Origin of the sequence: Phyllobacterium sp. 0TCS1.6A, from assembly GCF_026420825.1 — a bacterium.
In the GTDB taxonomy this organism is placed as follows: Bacteria; Pseudomonadota; Alphaproteobacteria; order Rhizobiales; family Rhizobiaceae; genus Phyllobacterium.
Genome location: NZ_JAPMAB010000009.1, coordinates 20288 through 43034, shown reverse-complemented (window position 1 = coordinate 43034; position 22747 = coordinate 20288). Strand labels below are relative to the sequence as shown.

Here is a 22747-nt window from a genome sequence, read left to right as displayed (position 1 = left end):
GATCATCGCTACGAGACCTACGTGCAACTGCCCGGAATTTAGATTGCGTTCGAACTTTAAATGAATTATAGAGTTCGATCATAATCTAAATTGTACCGTAAGCGAACACTCCGCGAGGTTAAAAGGCATGAGGCACAAACGGCTTCTTTTCATCGGCACGATTGTGCTTTCGGCCTCCGCCGTCACCGCGGTTGTTCTTTTCTCGCAATGGCCGGAGCGGGAGGCGTCGGCTGCGATCGATCCCCGCATCGCCCCGCAACTGGTCAAGACAGTCGAAACGGCGAGTGTGGCAAGCGCTTCAAGGTCCTTCACCGGCACGATTGCGGCGCGGATCCAGAGCAATCTCGGGTTTCGCGTCCCCGGCAAGATTGTCGAACGCCTTGTGGATGCCGGCCAGCAGGTCAAGGCAGGTCAAGCCTTGATGCGCATCGATGACACGGATCTGCGCCTTGCCTTGACGGCGAAGCGCAATGCGGTGGTTGCCGCGCGCGCAGCCTTCGTCCAGGCGAGTGCCGACGAGAAGCGTTATGCGTCACTCGTCAGGGACAGGGTGGCAGCAACGCCGCAGCGTTACGAGCAGGCCAAGGCGGCCCTGGATACGGCCGAAGCACAATTGGCTGCGGCTGAAGCGGAAGCCAATGTTGCCGGGAATGAAGCGACCTATTCCACGCTGGTGGCAGGCGCAGACGGAACGGTGACCGCTGCGCTCGGCGAACCCGGACAAGTCGTCGCCGCCGGACAGACGGTGGTTCAACTGGCGCATGCCGGCCCGCGCGAGGCGGTGGTTTCCCTTCCTGAAACGATACGTCCCACCATAGGCTCGGAGGCCGAAGCCTGGCGATATGGTGACGCCCAGCGGGTCGGGACAGCGCGCCTTCGACAGATTTCCGATGCTGCTGATGCCCAGACCCGCACCTATGAGGCGCGCTACGTGCTCGAGGGAGATGCTGCTTTGGCACCACTCGGCTCAACGGTGACGATCAGAATTTCCAACGGCGAAAGGCAGCCGGAAATTTCCGTGCCGATCGGGGCCGTGCTTGATGATGGCGATCGCACCGGGGTCTGGATCCTCGATCGGAGCTCGTCGACCGTGCGCTTCGCCGCCGTCCGGATCAAACAGCTCGGCGGAGAAACGGCCATCGTGACAGGCATCGCGCCCGGGCAGGAGGTCGTTGCGCTGGGGGCACATCTTCTCAAGGAAGGCGCTGCCGTGAGGACCGCGCTCCAGGCAGAGGCAGCCAAGTGATGAGCTTCAACCTTTCCGCGCTGGCGGTTCGCGAGCGAGCCGTCACCCTGTTCTTCATCCTCCTTCTGGCTGCGGCCGGCATCTACGCCTTTGCCAAGCTCGGCCGGGCGGAGGATCCATCCTTCACCATCAAGACCCTGACGGTCACCGCCGCATGGCCAGGCGCGACGGCGCGCGAGATGCAGGACCTGGTTGCCGAGCCGCTCGAAAAGCGTATCCAGGAACTGACCTGGTATGACCGGGTCGAGACAACGACGCGGCCGGGCTTTGCCTTCCTGACAGTCACGCTGAAGGACAGCACGCCACCCGATGCGGTCGAGGAAGAGTTCTATCAGGCCCGCAAGAAGCTCGGAGACGAGGCCGGAAACCTGCCGCGGGGCGTTTTCGGCCCCTTCGTCAACGACGAGTATTCTGATGTGAGCTTTGCGCTCTATGCCTTGAAGGCCAAGGGCATGCCAATGCGGGAGCTTGTGCGACAGGCAGAACTGACACGGCAGGACCTCCTGCATGTCCCTGGGGTCAAGAAGATCAACATTCTGGGCGAGCGGCCCGAACAGATATTCGTGGAGTTTTCCTATGACAAGCTCGCAACTCTCGGGATATCGGTGCAGGAAATAGCTGCGGCCTTGCAGCGGCAGAATACCGTCACGCCGGCCGGATCGATAGATACGCGCGGGCCGCAGGTCTTCATCAGATTCGACGGGGCTTATGACAGCATCCAGGCGATCTCCGATACGCCGATCGTCGCTGCCGGACGCACGTTGAAGCTGTCCGACATCGCGGATGTCCGGCGTGGCTATGAAGATCCGGCGACCTACATCATCCGCCATGAGGGCGAGCCGACCATCATGCTCGGAGCCGTGATGCAGCAGGGCTGGAACGGTTTGGATCTGGGCGAGGCTCTGGAAGAAAGATCGACTGCGATCGCGCAGACATTGCCCCTCGGCATGACGCTTGCCAAGGTCAGCGATCAGGCGGTGAACATCGACGAGGCCGTCGGCGAGTTCATGCTGAAATTCGCGATGGCGCTGGGCGTGGTGTTGTTCGTGAGCCTGGTCAGCCTCGGCTGGCGTGTTGGAATTGTAGTGGCGCTCGCGGTCCCACTGACGCTTGCGGTCGTGTTCCTCATCATGCTGGAGACCGGCAGGTTTTTCGACCGTATCACGCTCGGCGCTCTCATCCTGGCGCTTGGACTTCTGGTTGACGATGCCATCATTGCCATCGAGGTCATGGTGGTGAAGATGGAAGAGGGCATGGATCGCATCAAGGCGGCGGCCTTTGCCTGGAGCCATACTGCGGCACCCATGTTGTCCGGAACGCTTGTGACGATCGTTGGGTTGATGCCCGTTGGCTTTGCGAGATCGAGCGCCGGCGAATATGCGGGCAACATCTTCTGGGTCGTGGGCTTCGCGCTGATCGTCTCCTGGATCGTCGCGGTGATCTTCACACCTTATCTCGGCGTCAAGATGCTGCCGGCGATCAAGCCGGTGGATGGGGGCCACGAGGCGATCTACGATACGCCAAACTACCGCCGGCTGCGCAGACTGATCACCTTCGCCGTGCGCCACAAATTCCTGACATGCACGATCGTCGGCGTCGTCATGGCTCTCTCGGTCGCCGGAATGGGCGTGGTGAAACAGCAGTTCTTCCCGACGTCGGATCGCCCGGAAGTCCTCGTCGAGGTCCGCCTGCCGGAGGGCACAAGCATTGAAACGACGACTGCCGCCGTCGAGAAGCTCGAACGGTGGCTGAAGGACCAGCCCGATGCGGAGATCGTTACCAGCTACATCGGGCAGGGGGCTCCGCGCTTCTTCTTCGCCATGGCACCGGAACTGCCCGACCCGGCATTCGCCAAGATTGTCGTGCTTACCCCGGATGCGGAGGCGCGCGAGTCGTTGAAGCATCGGCTCAGGGAAGCCATATCGGCGGGGCTTGCGCCCGAAGCGTTCGTGCGCGTCACGCAGCTGGTATTCGGTCCATATACGCCATTCCCCGTCGAATTCCGCATCATGGGTCCGGATCCGAAGCAATTATACCGGATTTCCGAGCAAGCCCTCGATATCATGAAGCGCGTCCCCGATGTCAGGCAGGCAAACCGCGACTGGGGCAATCGCACGCCTGTTCTTCGTTATGTCCCCGACCAGGAACGGCTTAGCCTGATCGGTCTTTCGCCGACCGAGGCAGCCCAGCAGATGCAGCTTCTGCTGACGGGCATTCCCTTTACGCAGGTGCGTGAGAACATCCGCGACGTACCTGTCATAGCCCGCAGTGCCGGCGAGAATCGCCTGGATCCGGCAAGACTGGCCGATTTTTCGCTGATGAGCAGGGATGGCCGCCAAATTCCGCTGGATCAGATCGGGTACTCCGAAATTCGGTTCGAAGAGCCGATCCTCAAACGTCGAGACCGAACGTCGATCATCACGATCCGCTCGGATATCAGCGAGGGGACGCAGCCACCGGAGGTTTCACAGCAGGTCATGACGGCCTTGCAGCCGCTGATCGCTTCGCTCCCCGTGGGCTATCGCATCGAAATGGGCGGAAATATCGAGGAATCGCTCAAGGCCAACGTTGCGCTCGCAAAGATTTTCCCGGTCATGATTGCCGCCATGCTGATCATCATCATCCTGCAGGTCCGCAGTCTTTCGACCATGACCATGGTCATGTTGACAGCCCCGCTCGGCCTCGCGGGCGTCGTCCCGATGCTCATCGTTTTCGATCAGCCGTTTGGCTTCAACGCCATAATCGGCTTGATTGGACTGGCCGGTATTCTGATGCGCAACACACTGATCCTCACGGAGCAGATCAAGGAGAACCGGGCGGCAGGCCTTGATGACTATCATGCGGTCATCGAGGCTACGGTTCAGCGGACACGGCCGGTGATCCTGACCGCGCTTGCGGCTGTTCTTGCCTTCATTCCGCTCACGCATTCGGTGTTCTGGGGCTCGATGGCCTATACGTTGATCGGCGGCACGGCAGCTGGCACGGTGCTGATCCTCCTCTTCCTGCCGGCGCTCTATGCCGCATGGTTTGGCATCAAGCCCGCGCGGGACGAGGTGCCCAATCCCGCTGCTATGGCAGATGCGTTGGCGGTAAACATGCCAAGGGCGGCAGAATAGCTGGGACGCCTCTCGATCGCCGCTGGCCGTTGTCCCTAGCTCAACCGTTCGACCAGTCTGATCCTGATCATCTCGCCGGCTTGCTTGCCGATCGATTTGAGCAGGTCGCCCTTGAGCGGCAGCTTGTGCCGGCCATCCCCGAGAGCCATGAAAGAGCTCTGAAATGGCACGCCCTCGGCGACCGCCCGAACCTTTATCAGTCCCCGGGTACCAAAGAACTCCACCGAGTGCGGCCAGACCACATAGGTCCAGCCGCCCTTGGCCGGGCTCCTCTGGATTGTTGCTTCGAAAGCTTCGTCCAATGTCTGTTGCATCGTCATACTCCAATGGCATTATATCTCTAGGACGCACGACGCTGGGCAAATCCGACAGGGAGAGGCCAGCTGTTTTGACAGCACGGCCGAATGTGCGATGCTGAACACGATCCGCTGTTTTCATAGAGGATAAGTTATTCCTCCGCTTGAGATGGATGTCATGACGACCAACGAGCTCTCACAATCAATCGTAGTTTTGCGGTCTGTGATCCCGGACGATGCCTTCACCGCGCCGGCACTGGGGACAGTCAGAGAAGGTAGCGCTGTCGTCATCCGCGAAGACGGACTATTGCTGACGATCGGCTATTTGATCACGGAAGCCGAGGAGATCTGGCTGACCCGACACGATGGGCATGTGGTGCCCGGACACGTCCTCGCCTACGATCAGGAAAGCGGGTTCGGTCTGATACTGCCCATGGCTCCGCTCGACCTTCCTTCGGTGAAATTCGGAGACGCCAGTGCTGCATCATTGGGTAGCCCCGTAGCGCTGATCGACGGGCTCGGGCAGACGGTGCGGTCAAGAATTGTCGCAAAGCAGGAGTTTGCGGGATACTGGGAATATCTTCTGGACGAAGCGATCTTCATCGCACCGGCACATCCGTCCTGGGGTGGTGCCGCGCTCTTCGACCAGGACGGAAAGCTTCTCGGTATCGGCTCCTTGCATTTGCAGATGATGATGAATGAAGACCGGGCCGACATAAACATGATCGTGCCGATAAACCTGTTGCTTCCGATCCTCGACGATCTGCTGGTGCAGGGCAGGGTCAACAAGCCGCCGCGCCCCTGGCTTGGCGCTTTTTCTGCCGAGAGCAATGGCAAGGTCGTTGTCATGAGCGTTTCGCCGAAAGGCCCGGCCGCCGAGGCCGGCTTGCGCGATGGCGATATCATCTCCGAAATCGAAGGCGCCGAGATCAACGGCTTGGCCGATTTCTACCGAAAAGTATGGACGAGCGGGCCGGTCGGATCAGAGATACCGCTAAGGGTCATCCGCAACGGACGGGAGGCATGGCTGCGAATAAAGACGGCTGATCGCAACAGCTTCCTGAAGAAGCCTCAACTGCAGTAGATCCGGACGATGGCAAATTTTCTTATCGATGGCGACGATACTGGCGGTCGGACAATCCTGCTCGCTCATGGGGCCGGTGCGCCTATGGATTCCGATGCAATGACAGCCATCGCCCGCTCACTGGCGGGGGTAGGTTTTCGGGTTGCGCGTTTCGAATTCGATTACATGGCAGGGCGGCGAACATCGGCCGGCAGAAAGCCGCCGCCCCGTGCCGAAAGTCTCATTCCGGAATATCTGGCCGCGGTGGAAGCACTCGATGCGCGCGGGCCTCTGTTCATAGGCGGCAAATCCATGGGCGGCCGCGTTGCCAGCATGATTGCAGATGAACTTCATGCTTCCGGCAAAATCAATGGGCTCCTTTGTCTCGGATATCCTTTTCATCCTGTCGGCAAGCCGCAACAGCAACGCACGGCGCATCTCGCCGAGATGACCACGCCAACGCTTATAGTCCAAGGCACTCGCGATCAGTTTGGCAGCCGGGACGAGGTCGCCGGATATAGGCTCTCGGACAAGATCGAGATGCTCTGGCTCGAGGATGGCGATCATGATTTCAGGCCGCGCAAAAGCGTATCCGGATTTGTCATGGCGGACCATCTGGCAACAATGGCTGCGCGGGCCGCGGCCTGGGCTGACGCGTTGACCGTGGCCTCAGCGGCAGCGGACGGCGTCAGGGGCGGCCCCGCATCCGCTGCCTGACCTCAGGCCTGCATCACCGAATAGTCCATGTCCTTGAGGTCGCTGAGCAAGCTGGGACCAGTCGGCAGCCAACCCAGCTTCTGCCGCGTCAGTGCGCTCGAAGCCGTTATGTCTGCCGCAGCGAACATGGCGAACCAACTGAAATGGGCTTGCGCTTCGTCTTTCGAGAGCGAGATGGCTGGCAATCCAAGGCCGGTGGCCACCGTTTCGGCGATATCGCGCGCGGAAACACCCTCTTCGGCCACTGCATGGTAGCGGAGGCCAGGTTCGGTGCGAGCGGCCGCCAGCACGTAGAGCTTCGCCACATCATCCACATGAGCCGCGGCCCAGCGATTGGCGCCCTCGTCGACATAGGCGACAACGCCCTTTTCACGCGCCATGGCGATATAAGGTGAAATCAGACCCTGTTTGACGGTGTCGTGTACTTGCGGAAGCCGAACGACGCCGAGATTGACGCCCGCCTCGAGTTGTTCCTGCCCGGCCAGTTCCGACGCTATGCGCGGATTGAAATGACCGGCGTCGAATACATCCTCGCGCGCCGGCTCGCCATTGCCCGGATCGCCGATGCCGACGCCCGACGTGATGAGCAGCGGCCGGTCGGATCCCTTCAGGACAGACCCGAGCGCGCCGATGACGCGGCGATCCTTTTCGCAATTGGCCACGAAGTTCGAGAAGTCATGGTCGAACGCCGTGTGGATGACCGCGTCGGCATTCTCGGCTCCCTTGGCCAGGTTTGCGGGGTCCTCAAGCGTTCCGAAATGAGCGGACGCACCGGCGCTGGCCAGCGCTTTCGCTCCGGCGTCGGAACGGGTGACGCCTGTCACCTCATGGCCAGCCGCCAGTAGCTCGCGGAGGACCCGGGACCCGATGAACCCGGTGGCACCTGTCAGAAAAACACGCATATGAAATCTCCATGTATTGACGTGCCGGGTGATCTCATGGAAAATTGTCCTGTTAAAGTAGTGACTTTATCCTAGTATAATTGCCAACAGGATCGCATGAGCGACAACGTCACAGAAAATGCTCTCGGCACATTCCTGCGTGACCGCCGCATGCGCCTTGAACCGGCTTCATTCGGCTTTCAGCCGGGGCGCCGCCGCACGCCGGGCTTGCGGCGCGAGGAAGTTGCGCTGCTCGCCAATATAAGCCCGACCTGGTACACCTGGCTGGAGCAGGGGCGGGGCGGAGCGCCGTCCGGCCACGTGCTCGATCGCATCGCAAAGGGGCTGATGCTGACCGAGCCCGAGCGTGATCATCTCCATATTCTCGCTTTCGGACATCCTCCCGAGCCGCGTTACCGCCAGCACGATGGCATCACGCCCCGGCTGCAGCACGTACTGGACGCCATGCCCTTCAGCCCCGCCATCATCAGAACCGCGACATGGGATGTGGTGGCGTGGAACAAGGCAGCAGCCGTGATACTGACGGACTATGCCAAACTGCCCAGGGAGAAACGCAACGTTCTTCGCATGATGTTCTCCGATGAGCGCATGCGCGCCGCGCAGGACGACTGGCGCACCGTCGCGCGTTATGTCGTTGGCGCATTCCGGGCCGATGCTGCACGCGCCGGGGCAGGCGTGGAAATTCGCCAACTGGTCGAGGAACTTTCGGCCAGCAGCCCGGAATTCAAGGCGATGTGGGACGACAATGAAATCACGACCACGCGCGAAGGCATCAAGAGCCTTCACCACCCGATCCTTGGACGGATAGATCTGGAATTCTCGACCTTCGCGGTCGAAGGCCGGTCCGATCTCAACATGATGGTCTACAGTCCGGCAAATTCCGAGGTGACGGAACAGTTTCGCTCACTGATTGCCGGCGCCTGCTGAAGGCGAGGCCAGTTTGCCGAACTCCCGCAGCATCCTGACCTGGATCGCCGGTGACCGTACGGCATTGACAGGGCAAGTCGAAATCAATATTGGATACAATTATGATTTCGGATACGCAAAAGACACAGGCAGAATCGACCGCCGTCAAGATCAGGACGTTGATCCTGAACGGCACGTTGCAGCCGGGCCAGCCGCTGCGGCAGGAAGCATTGTCCGAGCAGTTGAGCGTCAGCCGCACGCCGCTGCGACACGCTCTCCAATCGCTTGCCGAAGAGGGATTGGTCGAAACGACCGGCTACAAGGGAGCGAGGGTCGCAGAGCTTGACCGGGGAATGATCGACGATCTGTTCGAGATGCGGCTGCTTTTGGAGCCGCTGGCGCTCGGATCCGCCTTTCCTCAGATCACGAAGCTCGATCTTGCCAGGGCCGAGATGGCACTCGACGCGGCAGACGCAGAAGACGAGCCTTCGAGGCTCTCCGCTCTGAACTGGGATTTTCACCACGCTCTCTATCGTCCTTCGAACCGGCAGACGCTGCTGCGGACCATCGAGCAACTGAACAAGGCATCGGCTCTGGCAGAAGTGATCGCGAGTTCCATCGTCGCGCGCCCCGAAAAGTCGGCGGCAGAACACCGAATATTGCTTCAGGCTTGCCGGGATGGCGACGAGGCTGGCGCGATTGCGGCGCTGGGCGAGCATTTGCGGCTTGCCCATCGCGACATACGAACGCGGAAAGACTGAAGATGCCCATCAAGAACAGAATCGCCGAATTTCACGATGAAATGACCCGGTGGCGGCATCATCTTCACGCCAATCCAGAGCTTTCCTACCAGGAATATGCGACCGCCAGCTTCGTCGCGGAAAAGCTTCGCTCCTACGGCATCGAAGTGACCGAAGGCGTGGGTGGGACAGGCGTTGTCGGCGTGCTTCATGGCAACCGTGAAAGTGGACGCTCCATAGGGCTGAGGGCTGACATGGATGCGCTTGCGATCGAAGAGCGCAATGATTTCCCGCATCGTTCGACGAAGAGCGGCGTCATGCACGCCTGCGGTCATGACGGGCACACGACGATGCTGCTCGGCGCTGCCCGTTATCTGGCCGAGACCAGGGATTTCTCCGGCCGCGTCGTTTTCATATTCCAGCCCGCCGAGGAGATGGGAGGCGAAGACGGCGGCGCCGCCCGCATGATCCGGGAAGGGCTGTTCGACAAATTTCGCTGCGACGAGATCTACGGATTGCACAATTGGCCCGGAATGGAGATCGGAACCTTCGCCGTGAAGGCGGGGCCGATGATGGCTTCCGGCGATGCGTTCGAGATCGAGGTGACGTCCACCGGAATGCACGCGGCACAGCCGCACAAGGGGGCTGATGTCGTCCTGACCGCCGGGCATATCCTCGTGGCGCTCCAGCAGATTTCCGCGCGAAATGTCGATCCCCTGGATGCTATCGTCGTCAGCGCCACGCAAATTCACGGTGGCGATGCTTATAATGTCTTGCCGAACACGATCACGATCCGGGGCACCGTGAGGGCGTTTTCTCCCGCAGCGCGCGCGGCTGCGGAAACGGCGGTCCGGCGTGTCGTCGAAGGCATCTGCATGTCGACCGGCGCGCAGGGCACGGTGTCTTATGTCCAGCAATATCCGACGCTGATCAATGCGGGGGCTGCCGCCCGAGCGGCGGAAGCCGCGGGATCGGTCGTGTTCAACAGGATCGATACGAACCCGCCGCAGACGATGATCGTCGAGGACTTCGCCTTCATGCTCGAAGACCGGCCGGGATGCTATGGCTGGATCGGCAATGGACCGGACGACAACGGCCGCATCCTCCATAGTGCGTGGTTCGATTTCAACGACGAAGCGCTGCCCTTCGGGGCCTCCTACTTTGCATCGCTCGTCGAGGCGAGGAGCAACTAGGCAGGGTTCAACCAGGCGCTCCATCCCGCGCATAGCGCGCCGGCGGCATGCCGACGTGCCGGGCAAAGGCAGTGCTGAACGTGCTCGCCGATCCATAGCCGACGCGGGCTGCGACCTGCGGAATCGCGAATTCGCGCGTGCGCAGCAGGCGTTTGGCGAGCGCCATGCGCCAGGTGAGCAGATATTCCATCGGCGGCAGTCCGACGACGCGGTTGAAGCGGGCGAAGAAGGCAGAGCGCGACATTGCCGCCTCGGCGGCAAGATCGGCAACCGTCCAGCCGTGAGCCGGTCTCGTGTGCATTGCGCGCAAGGCCAGAACCAGGCGATCATCGGTGATCCCGCGCGCCAGGCTTGGTACCGACGCCGTGTCGGCGCCACAGCGCAGTGCCTCGATCAGCAGCACCTCCAGCAGGCGTTCCAGCACCAGTTCACGCCCGGGTCGTGATTGCCGGGTCTCGTCGCCGACCAACTGCATGAGCGTAGCAAGCCGCGGTTCGCCCCGCGCCACCACCATCGCCGGGAGCAAGGACACGAGAAGGGCGGCGTCCGGCGATGCGAAGCTGCACACGCCGACCTGCATCCGGAGGTTGACAGGCGCGCTAGTCCGGCCAACCCGGAAGCGCCCTTCGCCAAGCTCGACCGGCAGCATGTCAACGCCATGAGGTGGCGCGTCGATGCTCTCGATGACCTGCCTGTTGCTCGACGGCGACAATACGAAATCACCGGCGCGCACTATGAATGGCGGCTGGTTGGCGCCAACAACGCGGCACTCGCCTTCCAGAACGGCAAAATAGACGGGCCTACCCTCGACGTCGCGGCGGATACGCCAGCGCCCGGCATATTCGACCAGCTTCGAGAAACTGGCCGATGGCTGGAGCAGGGTCACGATTTCGGCAAGTGGGTCGGCGGTCATGTCTGGACTATCGCTAATGAATTCGAGACGTTCACCCATAGAAGGTATCACGTTTGGGGACTATCTCCATATCACTTTCAACAATTGGAGCAATATCATGCCCACCGTCCTCATTACCGGCTGTTCCTCAGGCTTCGGCCTCGAAACCGCGAAACTCTTCCTCGATCGTGGCTGGAGAGTGATCGCCACCATGCGCAACCCCAGGACCGACCTCCTGCCGGCATCGGACCATCTCCTGGTCTTGCCGCTCGATGTCACCGATCCGTCGAGTATTGCCCGCGCGATGGAAAAGGCCGGGCAAATCGACGTGCTCGTCAACAATGCCGGGTTTGGCGCCGCGGTGCCGGTCGAACTGATCGAGCCAGAGACCGCACGCCAACTGTTCGAGACCAACACGTTGGGCACGCTGGCAATGCTGCAGGCGGTGCTGCCGGGGTTCCGCGAGCGCCGGGCGGGCGTGATCGTCAATGTCACCTCCACGGTGACGCTCAAGCCGCTGCCGCTCGTCAGCGTCTATCGCGCAAGCAAGGCGGCGGTGAATGCGCTCACCGAAAGCCTGGCGGTCGAACTCGAGTCGTTCGGCGTGCGCGTGCATATCGTGCTCCCCGGCCGTTCGCCCGAAACCCAGTTCGGCGATAACGCTATGCCGCACCTGCGCGGGCTCGACTATCCTGACTACAAGCCGCTGATCGAAGGAATTTTCGCCGATTTCCAAGCGGCGGGCGGTCCGGTGACCCATGCGAGCGATGTGGCGGAGGCTGTCTGGCAGGCGGCCACGGAGGCCAATGCGCCACTCAGGATTCCGGCGGGCGCGGACGCGGTGCAGTGGATGGCCGAGGCGGGCTGACACCCGTTCGGGCCTGCCACAGGATGACGCACATGGTTTCGCGGGCAAGCCTGCAAGCCATGTGCGCAGTCGTCAACAATTCGCCATGAGCGACTTGATCTACAGGGTTTGAGGCGTTATCCGAACCCTCATGATTGTCCTGTCGAGGCGTGAAGCCGAAGGGCAGCGTGACCATATCGACCAGGAAACCAGGAACATTATGAGCAATAGTATTTTCGCCAACAAGCGAGCTGTTTTGTTGGGTGTCGTTGCAGGCGTAGCATTTTTCGCGGCGGCACAGGGCTTTTTCATTCTGCGCGGGCCACAATATGCGGAATCCCGGGATGGATCGGTCATGGTCCGCCCGATTGTGAAGGATGATTCAACGCGCAACATGACCATGAGCGTCATTGTCGGCCTGGTCGGAGGTATCTACGTCGCGCGTGCGCTCCACAGGCGTTCAAGCAAGACCTGATCTCTCGCACGTCCGGTTGCAAGGAACAGGATCGCCGCGATGGCGCTCTCAGGCTGGACCGGATGCCTGCAGCATGACGGGGGATCGCTCCCAGGCCGAGCCCGCATGCACCTGCGTTTCGAAACCCTTGAACACGACGCGTCCATACGGCGGCACGGGTCCGGGCTTCGGCAAGCGGGAGAAGAGATGCACGTCCACCGGCTCGTTCCATATATCCGGCAAACGGGCGATGAGTTTCGATGTCTTTAGCGGCTCGTTCAGTTCGACCCAGTCCGTAGCTGCAAGCGCACCTTCTGCGTTTTCCGCCTCTTCCACCGTGGCCCCTCTGCGGGTCACGACGATGCGCGCGCCAAGTCCCGGCGTTTCGCAGCGTTTGTCATCGATGAATATTTCACAGGAAACCTCGACAAGTCCCCGCGTCGGGGGCAGCCTCAATACGGCGGCCGAGGGAATGGATTTGAGCGGACGCAACAGCACCTTGCCATGTTCCATGTACCCGAATACCGGGTAGGGAGCCGACAGTTCGCGCGTCAACGACACTGACTGCACGACCAAATCGGGCACGGACATGGTGAACGCCGCCAGCGGTCCATTGCCGAGCTCTCCCTCGGCGGAAAGGATATCGACACCGGGCAGGCCACCCCACAGGCGCAGCGCCAGCATGTGGGGAACCTCCGGGTCGCGCGCGTCGGCGCCATCCTGAGCAACTTGAAATTCCGACAGCAAACCTGTCCTTACGATCGCCAACTCGGCCACGGGTCCGCCGCTGTCGCTCTCTGTCCAGATATGAAGATCGGTCGCATGCGCGGAAATTGACATGGCCCGCTGCAATCGGAACGGCAGCCAACCGGCAGAAAGATTGTGCGATGTCGTCCGGCCCTCGGCGAGCACTGCGCCCGTGTCGCGCGCAACCAGCCGGGCGAAGAGAGAGCCGCGCGGATCGCTGACGCCAGTCAGGCGCAAATCGAACCCAAGCAGGCCGCGCGCACCGATGGGCAGGCGCTGGACAATGCAGGCTCGTTCCGATGGCCCGACCGGCAACGTCCGCTGGCCAGGCGTCTCTCCATTGTCGAATATCAGGCGAGGCGAACTGAGCCGTAAATTCTGCAGGAGCTGCTCGATTTCTGCCGGAATGCGGACGTGGCTTTCCCAGCTTTCACGCATTGCCGCGACGTCGCGCATCAATGCGACATTCGAGTCTGCCAGCCTCCTTGTCTCTTGCAGCGAGCGGCCAAGCAGTGCCTGCACAAGCTCATCGTGTCCGCCCTCGACGATCACTGCTTCGAAACGCTCGCCACCCTTGCCGATGCACCAGTCTTTCATTTGCTCAAGTGTCGCAGCGCTGACCGGAGCCGGCACCCAGATTGCCCATACATTTGTCGGGGGAAGCTCGAGTGCGTGAAGACCAGCTTCGTCGTTGGCTCCCTGCAATACGAACCGACCGTCCTGGCCCTGGGCGAACAGGTAGTGATCCAGATGCGTTTGCGCGCGACCGAATGGTATCAGGCCGTCGGCGAGAACCAGGACCTTCGGATTGCCATCGTAAAGCCTTGACAGCATGTGAGCCGGCGCGTGCAGCATCATGCAATATCCGCCAGGACATGGTCGTCCGATTGCACGAGGTCCTGCCATAGACGCAGTTTCGTTTCGGGTATTCCGAAGGCCCGGCACAAATGGGCAGAATCCGTGTCAGGAACAATGATGGATCGGTATGCCTGCTCAAAGGCAGAACAGGCGCTGATATCGGCGTTTGTCACCTTGCTCGCTTGCCCCCCGAGCAGCAGCCATGTTTCCACATTGAGCCGCTTGAGCGACCCCATCGCAGAGTGCGCCAGCTGACCTTCCACATTAACCACGAGATCGTAGGCAGCCATGGCGCCGACCGCGTCGCTCATATGCGCCGGCTCCAGCCGGGGAAGCGCGGCCGCCTGATATGTATCGAACCGGACGCCGTCCAGCAGGTGCGGCAGCGACAGAACGATCGTTTCGGAGAAGATCGAGCCAGCGGTGACGTCGGGACTGGCGGTGCCGAAAATAACCAGATGGAGCACGGTTTCCCGGTTCATCAAGGCCCGTGCCAGGTCTTCGGCAATCTTTATGTGCCGAGCTTCCGCCGATGACAATATGAACGCAACGTGCCTCTTTCCTCCGGACGTTCGAGCCGGCAGAACCGACGGCACATTAAACAGTTCCGGATATACATGGCGTGGCAAAGCAGGATGAGAACGGTAACGGTCCATGGGAATGGAGTTCCACAATGAATAATGCTCACTCTCGGCCGCCTTTACAATTCCATCACACAGCGTGACGAGGCCATCTGGGCCTCCACGGGATTGCACCGGCGGCGTCAGGCCGGAATATTGCAGCCGCAGTGGTATATGATGATAGCGCTTGCTGCTTTGCATCTCGCCGCGACGAATATCGACTGTACTGGACAGTGCATGACGGACCAGTACATTGCTCTCCACCGCCCATATCGTTTCCGGCCAGAGGTCTGCCGGCTGGTCCATGTCGCTGGGCTGCCCCTTTGCCCAGTCTATGGTGGCGCGTGCAGCGGGGCGTCTCCTCGCCAGGCAACTGACGATGGTCGCCCGAGCGAGCGCGCATTCCAGCGTCCACAGCACCCCCGCCAGTATACCGCCCGCGCGGAATGCCTCGAACAGCGATTGAGTCATGACAATCAACTGGCCGGGGCACGCGCCATAGGAAGGACGTTGGCCAGATCGTAGAAGGCGGATGGTGAATTCGGTTCTGGTCAATGTTTCCAGATCATCGGCCGCAGTGAAGCAACTGACCATGTCGGTGTCCGGATGAAAAACCGCGTAGCGTGAGCGGGCCTCCACCTCCAGTCCCAGGACATGGCGGGTGTTGTAAAGATCCGGGTGACGATTGCGGATGAAGCGCTTGATAGCGTCAAACTCCCGTTCCGCGGCAACGAGCATGCTTTCACCTCTTCTGCGATAGGCAAAGCCGGTATCCGGGACATGAATTCCACGGAAACCCTTCTCCAGGCCCTGTAGCCAGAATTCCCAGTCTTCGACTCCCTGACGCATTTCGGTGTCGAAACGTATTCCGGCGTCAAGCATTCGCCGCGACGCCATGCTGCCGGCTTCGCAGAAATTGCGGAACAGATGCTCCAGAGGCGAATATGGGCCGGACGTGTCGGCGTGTTCCGCGAAGCCGAACTTGCCCACGTCGGGATATGCCCAGCCGACTTCCGGCCCGGAAGCACGGAGCGCATCCAGGAGGCGCTGTAGCAAATGCGGGCCAATACGATTGTCGCAATCGAGGAAATACACTGCTTCAAGTTCGGGAAATGCGGCGAGTGCGAATTCAATCCCGGAATTGCGCGCAGCGCTCAGGCCACTATTCCGCTTCGCAAGGTAGAAGATGCGTTCGGGGAAGGCCGTGGCGAAGCTCTGGCAGACCACATGGGTCTCTTCCGTCGGACAGCCGTCATTGACGACGACAACCGCGTAGTCGAAATCCGTGATCTGGGCCAGGGCCGAGTGCAGCGCTTCGTAAGTGAGGAAAGGCTGGCCATGGGCGGGGATGACAATGGCCGCCTTGGCAACGAACGGGTTCAATGCCGGGCCTCCCGATCTTGCAAGGATGGATCATACGTGCCGCTGGCTCCCAGTACGAAGCACCGCTCTTCCTGCCGAAAATCTTTCATGACCTGTGTCCTGTCGCCCCCCCGTCCCGTCCATCAGATGGAAATCAGGCAATTTTGGCGCACGCTTGTTCCTGCTGCTTGTTTTTTGTCACTGAAGTCTACGGTTCCAATGTGAACCGGAAATGAACCATGTTTGACGCACAGGCGTTGTTGGCATTCTTTTAGAGCTGTTCATCCATACACCTCTTGTCTCTGATCTCTCCTTGAACATTTCCAGGATTTGGCTATCGTCTGCTTCGGGCACCATAAGACTGGGAAAGTTTTATGGAAGGCGTGAACCAGGATTTCTCCACCGGGAACGAGACGGATATCGGGCTGAGGTTCAATCGGCTTGCCCAAAATCTCGAAGCCGGTTTGATAGGGCGGCTTGCCCTCGTCGACAGGCTGCTTATGGCACTGCTCGTCGGCGGCCATGTGCTGATCGAAGGTGCGCCGGGGCTCGCCAAGACCAGAGCTGTCAAGCAGCTTTCAAATCATGTTGACACGACCTTTGCGAGAATACAGTGCACGCCGGATCTGATGCCAGCGGATCTGACCGGCACGCCGATTTGGCGGCCCGATCGAAGCACCTTCGAATTCGTTGCAGGCCCGGTATTCCATTCGCTGATCCTGGTGGACGAGATCAATCGCGCCCCGCCCAAGGTACAATCGGCACTTCTGGAGGCCATGGCAGAGCAGCAGGTCACGGCAGCGGGAAAAACCTATCCCTTGCCCGATCCCTTCATGGTCGTCGCCACGCAGAATCCGATTGAACATGAAGGCACGTTTCCGCTGCCCGAAGCCCAGCTCGACCGGTTTCTTTTTCACGTCACCGTCGATTTTCCAGATGCTGCGGCGGAGCGTGAGATTCTCGATCTGGTCGAACAGGAGCGAGGCGGTAGCGTTCCTGTTGTCGGCGAGAAGATCAGTATCGGCGAAATTCAGCGGGCAAGGCTGCAGGTCAACGCGGTTCATCTGTCGCCAGCCTTGAAGGACTACATCGTCCGGCTGGTAATGGCGACCCGGGATGAAACGGGAGGCGCGGATACGAGAGCCAAGATCGAATATTCAGTGTCTCCACGCGGTTCCCTTTCGCTCGCGGCAACGGTGAAGGCGCGCGCATTTCTCGGTGGTCGCGACTACGGCACGCCGGAGGATGTTCAGGCTCTCGCCGGAGATGTCCTCGCCCACCGCCTCGGCCTGACCTGGAAAGCGATAGCGGAAGGCGATACGCCTCGCGGCGTGATTGCGACGATCCTCGATCGTATCGTGCCCCTGTAGGTCGGTATCCCAAATGAGCGACAAGGGCACCTTCATTGATACAACGGCGCTGATCCTGCTGAAGCACGCTGCGGCAAACGCCAGGCAGAACCGGAATATCAGAACCCAGTCCATGCCCGGTCCCATTGCAACCAGGCGACGGGGCCGCGGCAGCGAAATCGACGACATCAGGCTGTGGACCTATGGCGACGACATTCGCACCATCGACCGCAACTCCACGGCTCGCACCGGTGTGCCCCACGTAAAGACCTTTCGGGAAGAAAGGGAACACACGACGTTGCTGCTTGCCGATTTCAGGCCTGCGATGCAGTTCGGAACGAGGCGGGTGTTCATGTCCGTCGCTGCTGCCGAGATCCTGGCGCTTTCAGGCTGGCGCGCCACGGAATTCGGCGGGCGGGTCGGTTTGCTTGCCATCGGCGGGATCGAACCGCTGTTGGTAAGGGCTGCTCCATCGGACCGTGGCATGCTCTCGGTGATTTCCGGCATGCTGAAGGCGCACGGCCAATCGCTCGATCTGCCATCGGCAAGGCCCGTCATCCCCCTGGACGCCTCATTGCGCATTGCAGCCAAGGCATTGCCCAGGGGCGGAACGATCGTGCTCGCAAGCAATCTCGATGACAGGGGTGAACAGTTCGAAGACGCCGTGCAGTTGGTTCTGCATCGCTGCGACCTGAAGATTGCCTGCATCAGCGATGCTTTCGAACGGAATGCGCCAGCCGGGATGTTTCCATTCGAGACCCGCGATGCGGTCAGGGGCGTGCGAATTGTTTCGAACACGAGTCCGGTCCGCAAAAAACGCGAGGAAATGCTGCGTCGGATCGAAAGCCTGGGTGCTCGCATCGTAGAATTCCACAGCGAAACCGAACCGGAAGCACAGATCAACTCTTTGGGCGAACTTCATGGCCGATACAGCTGATCCGCTCAATGCCTTGCAAGCCATTCGCCTGCCTGCAGTCCCGGCGTCCTTGCTTTGGGAGCAGATGGCCGTCGCGCTGCTTGCCGGTGCGATAACGGCGATAATCATCCAGATGGCACTCGCTTACCGCAACAGAAGAAAAGCTGCTTCTCTTGAACAGCGTTTCATCGCTGCGATCGATGAAGTGGAAAGTCTTGGCGACGACGAGCGTCTGGCAGCGCAGGCCTCGTTGATGCGCGGCTATGTGAAAATCGTTGCGGGCGATGGTGCGGCACGCAAACAGGGAGAAGACTGGCTGGAGGAACTCGATAATCTCTTCAGTACAGAATTCTTCCGCAAGGGCAACGGTCGTGTCTTGCTCGATGGCCTCTATTCGAGGCAACCACCGTTCAGGAGCGCCGAACTAGGAGCCACGCTCCGCGAACTGTTGCAAGGCAGAAGGTCATGATCGAGGGCTTCTCCTTTGCATCGCCCTGGGCGCTTCTGGCGATACCGCTACCGCTGCTTGCGGCGCGGCTGTTGAAAGCGCGGCGGCATCAGGCGAGAACTTTGACGGTCCCTTCGTCTGTGGTTTTCGACAACATCGACGGTGTGCAGACCGGCATCCTGGGCGACGAGCGCAGCCTTGCGGCGATCCTTTGGACGGTCTGGTTGCTGGGCGTGCTGGCCCTCGCGGGACCGCAGCTCATACAGCCCGTCGCCGCATTGCCGGTTTCGGGCCGCGACATCATCCTGGCGCTCGATCTCTCCGGCAGCATGGAACGCAAGGATTTCTCGCTCGACGGTACCTCCACCCGACGCATCGAAGTGGTCAAGGAAATCGGCGCGAAGTTTCTGCGCGGCCGCTCCGGCGACAGGGTGGGACTTGTGATGTTCGCGGATGAGCCGTTTCTTGCCGCGGCACCGACATTCGATCTTTCCGCCGTCGAAACGGCTCTGAGAAATGTCGAGATCGGGATGGTCGGACGCTCCACCGCCATCGGTGACGGATTGGGCCTGTCCTTGAAAATTCTCCGGCGGTCGCAGGCCCGCTCCCGCGTGGTGATCCTCCTGTCCGACGGTGCGAATACGGCGGGGGCGACCAGTGCCGAGTCGGCGGCCCGGCTCGCCAAGACTCTGGGGATCAAGGTGCATACGATCATGCTGGGCACGGATCTCGACGAAAACGTCAGTTCAGCGACGATTGCGCCCAAGAGAGATGCGATCACGCTTGCCGATATCGCCAAGGCAAGCGGTGGTGAAAGCTTTATGATCGAGACCAATGATGATCTTCGCAAGCTTGCAACATCCCTGGACAAGCTGGAGACGAGCAGCGTAGCCTCTCCATCGGTCCTCGTACAGCACAACCTGTGGCCCTATCCGGCCGGCCTTGCCTTGCTTCTGTGCCTGGTGGGCTTGTTCGCAGCGCGGAGAGCCATATGAACCTGTCCGAATTTGTTTTTCTCCGTCCATGGTGGCTGATCGTTCCGCCCTTGCTGGTGGCGCTGGGCTTCATCCTGCGTGACCGCGGCCATGGCGGGGACTGGGTGCGCGCAACCGATCCACCGCTGCTGCGCGCGTTGGAAAAGCGCGGCGCCTTCAAGGGACGCGGCAAAGGTGGTCCGCGATTGTCGATCTGGTTGATAGTGGCCGGCATCATCGCCACGGCGCTGGGGGGTCCGGCGGTCCGCAACCCGGCCAGTAGCAGCTTTCGCAACCTCGACGGCGTGATCGTCGCCCTCGATACATCGAAATCCATGATCGATAGCGGAGCGGTGACCGACGGGCAGATCGCAGCCACGCATCTGATAGACAACAGCGCTGCGAGCCAGCAGGTCGGTCTCATTCTCTTCGCGGGAGACGCCTATCTCGGCAGCCCTTTCAGTGCTGACCGGCAAATGCTGTATCCGCTATTGGGCGGAGACCTTTCCAACGTCGTTGCGGAGCAGGGCAGCGCCCCGGCGCGGGCCATGACGCTGGCGCAGACCATGTTTTCCGATGCCGACATGATCGGTGGCGACCTCGTTCTGGTTACGGACGGCGGCGGCGTCGACCCTGCTGCGATCGAGGCGGCGAGGGCGCTGCGCAAGGCAGGGCGCAGGGCGAACGTCCTCTTTGTCGCTTCGGCGCAGGGCGATGCCAATATGCCGGCGCCAGACCGGGCCGGAGCTGTGCGGCTGGCAGCCGAAGGCGGAGGCATTCTCGCGGATACGGCCGATCTATCGCCGCTGCTCTCGGCGCTGGATCTACCTCTTGGGCAGAAGCTCGAGAAAAACGGCTATACCGCACTGGCGTGGCTGGACCTTGGCCGTTACATGCTGATCCTCGCCGCCATACCCTTCCTCGGCCTGTTCGGGAGGCGGATATGAAAAAATCATTGCTCGCGCTCCTCCTGTTGATAGTGGCGATCCTTTTGCTCATCTCCAATGATCGGGCCGGCCGCCTGGTGCTCTGGGCGGGCTATCCGGATATTGCGGCGCACATGCTGACCGATCCAGCCTGGCGTGGTGTCGCCTATTATCGGGCCGGCGAGTACAAATCCGCGATCGCAGCCCTGCAAGCCACCCGGAGTGCCGAAGCCGCCTATAATCTCGGTAACGCCCTCGCGCGCGGCGGCAATCTTCCCTTGGCCGTAAGGGCCTACGACATCGCTCTCAAGCGCGACCCGGGCGACAATGCGGCCTATGCCAATCGCCAGCTCGTCCAATCCCTGATGCAGAGCCGGAAGGAAGCCGAGGACACTGTAGCCGGTCTTGCGAGTTCGACGGCGGCCAAGGAAAAACAAGGCGGCGAGAACGATGCTTCCGACGATGATGCGGGAACGAAGTCGACATCCGGCGACGGAATGGCCGGACAGCGCGAAGCCGCAGGCAATGCGCAGATGGCAGGCAGCAGCAAGGTCGATCGCCGCGGCGAGGCGCGCGACAGTGAACTGCAGGCCGGGATGGGGTCGTCCAAGGGCGCGGCGACGGATAGCGGCGGCAGTGCCGGCAAAAATGGCGGTCAGACTACCCGGGCCAGCGTCGACGATACCGTGCCCGCACAGGACGCTTCGGAAGCGAGGCTGGAAACGGAACAGGCCACGCTGCAATGGCTGGCACAAATCCCGGACGATCCGGTCAGGTTCCTGCGGTTGCGAATTGCAGCCGAGCACAAGCAGCGTCAGGAGCAGGGAATTGCCGTTCAGTCGAAGGATTCGCTATGGTAAGCTGGGCTGCAACGGCGCGCATGATCCTGTTGGCTCTCACGCTTGCCGTGGCCGGAACAATGGCACGGGCTCAGGATCAACCCCAACCCGTCGCGCGTATCTGGGTCGATGTCGATCAGACGGACCGACTGCCCTTCGTGCAGGAGATGATCCTGCTGCGGCTGCGAGGCACCTATACGAGGCCTGTCGCGCTCGTCAAAACGCAGCAACCTGCGCTTCCCGGTTTTCGCTGGATGCTCATTGGCACGGATGAATGGTCCGACACTGTCGAAAACAGTCCTCAAGTGCGCGGCTTCGAGCAGGTCATCGCCGTGTTTGCCCAGCAAAGCGGCAATCTGGTGATACCGCCATTCATCCAGAACCTGACTTATATCGACCGGGACGGCGCCCGGGTATCGACGGTCATTCAAACCGAACCCGTGACAATTCAGGTCGCACCGGAATTGACGGATGCGAGTTCCTGGTGGCTTGCCGCCCGCAGCATCACCGCAAAGGAGGAGTGGAGCCGCGATCCGGATGGCATCGACATCGGCCAATCGGTGAAAAGGTCTATCACCTTAACCGGGGTGGGCGTGACCGACGACCAGCTGCCGCCGCGTCCGGAAATCAGGGCGTCGGGATTGATCGTTGTTCCGGCGGCACCGGTGCGAAAGACCGAGATCGGCCTGGGCAAACCGCTGAACCAGCTGCCGAGACTCAAGAAACCAGGCCCCTACAAAATTGTCGAGGGCAGAGAAGGTCCGATTTCATCAGTGACCTATTCATGGACCATCCGCCCGGTTTCCGGCGACCCTGCAGCCCTGCCGGCAATTGAAATCCCCTGGTACAATACGGACCGGAATGCCATGGAGCGGATAATCATTCCCGGACGTACCGTTGCGCTGAAGGATACCGGTCCGACACTCGCAGACATGGAGCGGTCGCTTGGCATCGTCGAGCGTACTGGTGCGCGAGGAATGCTTACAATCGATCGTGCCTTGATTGCGATCGCCTATCTTGGCGCCTTGATCGTGACTTTGTTCTTCTGTTCCAGGCAGTTCCGGGCGCAAATCGCGAAAATTGCGCTGCGCTGGCGAGCCTATAGGACCGGCCTTCGCATGAAGCGCGCTGCAAATGATGGCGATGCCGCCCTGGTCTGGCAATTGCAGCGGCAGGTTGATGGACACCCACGGTCTGCAATTGAAAATCTGGAGTCCATGGTGTTTGGCAAGCAGCAGGCCGACAAGGCCTCGCTTGCCCGCATTGTGAAGCGGTTCACCCGGTAATTGCCGTCGATCGCAAGGACGCCGGCCTGCCGCAAGCCTCACCTCATTTC

The 22747-nt window shown here is 60.8% G+C and carries 21 protein-coding genes; 16 read left to right on the top strand and 5 right to left on the bottom strand.

Annotation, left to right across the window (positions count from 1 at the left end):
* Positions 1–127 precede the first annotated feature (127 nt).
* Entirely contained in the window at positions 128–1246 is a 1119-nt protein-coding gene (locus OSJ75_RS17955) for an efflux RND transporter periplasmic adaptor subunit (RefSeq protein ID WP_267228985.1), read from the top strand.
* Positions 1246–4362, top strand: a complete 3117-nt coding sequence (locus OSJ75_RS17950; protein ID WP_267228984.1) for an efflux RND transporter permease subunit — start codon at positions 1246–1248, stop codon at positions 4360–4362. The genes OSJ75_RS17955 and OSJ75_RS17950 overlap by 1 nt, the downstream gene beginning before the upstream one ends.
* Before the next feature lie 35 nt (positions 4363–4397).
* On the opposite strand, the gene OSJ75_RS17945 is transcribed toward OSJ75_RS17950, so the two are convergent.
* Positions 4398–4676, bottom strand: a complete 279-nt coding sequence (locus OSJ75_RS17945) for a DUF1905 domain-containing protein (RefSeq protein WP_267228983.1) — start codon at positions 4674–4676, stop codon at positions 4398–4400.
* Between the two features lie 160 nt (positions 4677–4836).
* On the opposite strand from OSJ75_RS17945, the gene OSJ75_RS17940 reads away from it, so the two are divergent.
* Both OSJ75_RS17940 and OSJ75_RS17935 read left to right on the top strand, forming a co-directional pair.
* The gene (locus OSJ75_RS17940; protein WP_250019556.1) at positions 4837–5742 is read left to right on the top strand and encodes a S1C family serine protease; all 906 of its coding nucleotides are present in this window, start codon (positions 4837–4839) and stop codon (positions 5740–5742) included.
* A 9-nt stretch (positions 5743–5751) separates the two neighbouring features.
* Positions 5752–6438 carry an alpha/beta family hydrolase gene (locus OSJ75_RS17935; RefSeq protein WP_267228982.1) on the top strand — a complete coding sequence of 229 codons (687 nt, stop codon included), beginning with the start codon at positions 5752–5754 and terminating at the stop codon, positions 6436–6438.
* 2 nt (positions 6439–6440) lie between these two features.
* Here the strand turns inward: OSJ75_RS17935 and OSJ75_RS17930 are convergent, their stop codons facing one another.
* The gene (locus OSJ75_RS17930) at positions 6441–7340 is read right to left on the bottom strand and encodes an SDR family oxidoreductase (RefSeq protein ID WP_267228981.1); all 900 of its coding nucleotides are present in this window, start codon (positions 7338–7340) and stop codon (positions 6441–6443) included.
* A 96-nt stretch (positions 7341–7436) separates the two neighbouring features.
* On the opposite strand from OSJ75_RS17930, the gene OSJ75_RS17925 reads away from it, so the two are divergent.
* The 3 genes from OSJ75_RS17925 to OSJ75_RS17915 all read left to right on the top strand — a co-directional run bounded on the left by OSJ75_RS17925 (position 7437) and on the right by OSJ75_RS17915 (position 10179).
* Positions 7437–8267 carry a helix-turn-helix transcriptional regulator gene (locus OSJ75_RS17925; RefSeq protein WP_267228980.1) on the top strand — a complete coding sequence of 277 codons (831 nt, stop codon included), beginning with the start codon at positions 7437–7439 and terminating at the stop codon, positions 8265–8267.
* Positions 8268–8368: 101 nt separating this feature from the next.
* Entirely contained in the window at positions 8369–9007 is a 639-nt protein-coding gene (locus tag OSJ75_RS17920) for a GntR family transcriptional regulator (RefSeq protein ID WP_267228979.1), read from the top strand.
* Positions 9008–9009: 2 nt separating this feature from the next.
* Positions 9010–10179, top strand: a complete 1170-nt coding sequence (locus tag OSJ75_RS17915) for an amidohydrolase (RefSeq protein WP_267228978.1) — start codon at positions 9010–9012, stop codon at positions 10177–10179.
* 7 nt (positions 10180–10186) lie between these two features.
* Here OSJ75_RS17915 and OSJ75_RS17910 read toward each other — a convergent pair whose 3' ends face one another.
* The gene (locus OSJ75_RS17910; protein WP_267228977.1) at positions 10187–11092 is read right to left on the bottom strand and encodes an AraC family transcriptional regulator; all 906 of its coding nucleotides are present in this window, start codon (positions 11090–11092) and stop codon (positions 10187–10189) included.
* Positions 11093–11189: 97 nt separating this feature from the next.
* Here OSJ75_RS17910 and OSJ75_RS17905 point away from each other — a divergent pair, with 97 nt between their 5' ends.
* Positions 11190–11939 (top strand): SDR family oxidoreductase, encoded by a 750-nt coding sequence (locus OSJ75_RS17905; protein WP_267228976.1) that lies wholly within the window; start codon positions 11190–11192, stop codon positions 11937–11939.
* A gap of 130 nt (positions 11940–12069) precedes the next feature.
* Positions 12070–12393 (top strand): hypothetical protein, encoded by a 324-nt coding sequence (locus OSJ75_RS17900; protein ID WP_267228975.1) that lies wholly within the window; start codon positions 12070–12072, stop codon positions 12391–12393.
* Positions 12394–12441: 48 nt separating this feature from the next.
* Here OSJ75_RS17900 and OSJ75_RS17895 read toward each other — a convergent pair whose 3' ends face one another.
* A complete protein-coding gene (locus OSJ75_RS17895) occupies positions 12442–13977 on the bottom strand; it encodes a DUF6212 domain-containing protein (protein ID WP_267228974.1) in 1536 nt (511 codons plus the stop codon).
* Positions 13974–15980 (bottom strand): glycosyltransferase family 2 protein, encoded by a 2007-nt coding sequence (locus OSJ75_RS17890; RefSeq protein WP_267228973.1) that lies wholly within the window; start codon positions 15978–15980, stop codon positions 13974–13976. The genes OSJ75_RS17895 and OSJ75_RS17890 overlap by 4 nt, the downstream gene beginning before the upstream one ends.
* 353 nt (positions 15981–16333) lie before the next feature.
* Here OSJ75_RS17890 and OSJ75_RS17885 point away from each other — a divergent pair, with 353 nt between their 5' ends.
* Genes OSJ75_RS17885 through OSJ75_RS17855 form a run of 7 tightly spaced genes read left to right on the top strand, consistent with a single transcriptional unit; the run spans position 16334 to position 22697 of the window.
* On the top strand, positions 16334–17329 hold the full coding sequence (locus tag OSJ75_RS17885) for an AAA family ATPase (protein WP_267228972.1): 996 nt from the start codon (positions 16334–16336) through the stop codon (positions 17327–17329).
* 13 nt (positions 17330–17342) lie between these two features.
* Positions 17343–18245: a DUF58 domain-containing protein gene (locus OSJ75_RS17880; RefSeq protein WP_267228971.1), complete on the top strand. Its 903-nt coding sequence runs from the start codon at positions 17343–17345 to the stop codon at positions 18243–18245.
* Positions 18229–18693 (top strand): DUF4381 family protein, encoded by a 465-nt coding sequence (locus OSJ75_RS17875; protein ID WP_267228970.1) that lies wholly within the window; start codon positions 18229–18231, stop codon positions 18691–18693. Before OSJ75_RS17880 ends, OSJ75_RS17875 begins: the two co-directional genes overlap by 17 nt.
* Complete coding sequence (locus OSJ75_RS17870; protein ID WP_267228969.1) at positions 18690–19667, top strand: VWA domain-containing protein; 978 nt, start codon at positions 18690–18692, stop codon at positions 19665–19667. Before OSJ75_RS17875 ends, OSJ75_RS17870 begins: the two co-directional genes overlap by 4 nt.
* Positions 19664–20593 carry a VWA domain-containing protein gene (locus tag OSJ75_RS17865; RefSeq protein WP_267228968.1) on the top strand — a complete coding sequence of 310 codons (930 nt, stop codon included), beginning with the start codon at positions 19664–19666 and terminating at the stop codon, positions 20591–20593. The genes OSJ75_RS17870 and OSJ75_RS17865 overlap by 4 nt, the downstream gene beginning before the upstream one ends.
* Positions 20590–21432 (top strand): tetratricopeptide repeat protein, encoded by an 843-nt coding sequence (locus OSJ75_RS17860; protein WP_267228967.1) that lies wholly within the window; start codon positions 20590–20592, stop codon positions 21430–21432. The genes OSJ75_RS17865 and OSJ75_RS17860 overlap by 4 nt, the downstream gene beginning before the upstream one ends.
* A complete protein-coding gene (locus OSJ75_RS17855; protein ID WP_267228966.1) occupies positions 21426–22697 on the top strand; it encodes a hypothetical protein in 1272 nt (423 codons plus the stop codon). The genes OSJ75_RS17860 and OSJ75_RS17855 overlap by 7 nt, the downstream gene beginning before the upstream one ends.
* The last annotated feature ends 50 nt before the right edge of the window (positions 22698–22747 follow it).

Bases quoted from the DNA above. Each gene is read 5' to 3' on its own strand.
- OSJ75_RS17885 (WP_267228972.1), top strand. From the start codon at position 16,334: ATGGAAGGCGTGAACCAGGATTTCTCCACCGGGAACGAGACGGATATC.
- OSJ75_RS17935 (WP_267228982.1), top strand. From the start codon at position 5,752: ATGGCAAATTTTCTTATCGATGGCGACGATACTGGCGGTCGGACAATC.
- OSJ75_RS17955 (WP_267228985.1), top strand. From the start codon at position 128: ATGAGGCACAAACGGCTTCTTTTCATCGGCACGATTGTGCTTTCGGCC.
- OSJ75_RS17930 (WP_267228981.1), bottom strand. From the start codon at position 7,340: ATGCGTGTTTTTCTGACAGGTGCCACCGGGTTCATCGGGTCCCGGGTC.
- OSJ75_RS17940 (WP_250019556.1), top strand. From the start codon at position 4,837: ATGACGACCAACGAGCTCTCACAATCAATCGTAGTTTTGCGGTCTGTG.
- OSJ75_RS17895 (WP_267228974.1), bottom strand. From the start codon at position 13,977: ATGATGCTGCACGCGCCGGCTCACATGCTGTCAAGGCTTTACGATGGC.
- OSJ75_RS17860 (WP_267228967.1), top strand. From the start codon at position 20,590: ATGAAAAAATCATTGCTCGCGCTCCTCCTGTTGATAGTGGCGATCCTT.
- OSJ75_RS17900 (WP_267228975.1), top strand. From the start codon at position 12,070: ATGATTGTCCTGTCGAGGCGTGAAGCCGAAGGGCAGCGTGACCATATC.
- OSJ75_RS17915 (WP_267228978.1), top strand. From the start codon at position 9,010: ATGCCCATCAAGAACAGAATCGCCGAATTTCACGATGAAATGACCCGG.
- OSJ75_RS17920 (WP_267228979.1), top strand. From the start codon at position 8,369: ATGATTTCGGATACGCAAAAGACACAGGCAGAATCGACCGCCGTCAAG.
- OSJ75_RS17910 (WP_267228977.1), bottom strand. From the start codon at position 11,092: ATGACCGCCGACCCACTTGCCGAAATCGTGACCCTGCTCCAGCCATCG.
- OSJ75_RS17905 (WP_267228976.1), top strand. From the start codon at position 11,190: ATGCCCACCGTCCTCATTACCGGCTGTTCCTCAGGCTTCGGCCTCGAA.
- OSJ75_RS17875 (WP_267228970.1), top strand. From the start codon at position 18,229: ATGGCCGATACAGCTGATCCGCTCAATGCCTTGCAAGCCATTCGCCTG.
- OSJ75_RS17855 (WP_267228966.1), top strand. From the start codon at position 21,426: ATGGTAAGCTGGGCTGCAACGGCGCGCATGATCCTGTTGGCTCTCACG.
- OSJ75_RS17880 (WP_267228971.1), top strand. From the start codon at position 17,343: ATGAGCGACAAGGGCACCTTCATTGATACAACGGCGCTGATCCTGCTG.
- OSJ75_RS17865 (WP_267228968.1), top strand. From the start codon at position 19,664: ATGAACCTGTCCGAATTTGTTTTTCTCCGTCCATGGTGGCTGATCGTT.
- OSJ75_RS17870 (WP_267228969.1), top strand. From the start codon at position 18,690: ATGATCGAGGGCTTCTCCTTTGCATCGCCCTGGGCGCTTCTGGCGATA.
- OSJ75_RS17925 (WP_267228980.1), top strand. From the start codon at position 7,437: ATGAGCGACAACGTCACAGAAAATGCTCTCGGCACATTCCTGCGTGAC.
- OSJ75_RS17950 (WP_267228984.1), top strand. From the start codon at position 1,246: ATGAGCTTCAACCTTTCCGCGCTGGCGGTTCGCGAGCGAGCCGTCACC.
- OSJ75_RS17945 (WP_267228983.1), bottom strand. From the start codon at position 4,676: ATGCAACAGACATTGGACGAAGCTTTCGAAGCAACAATCCAGAGGAGC.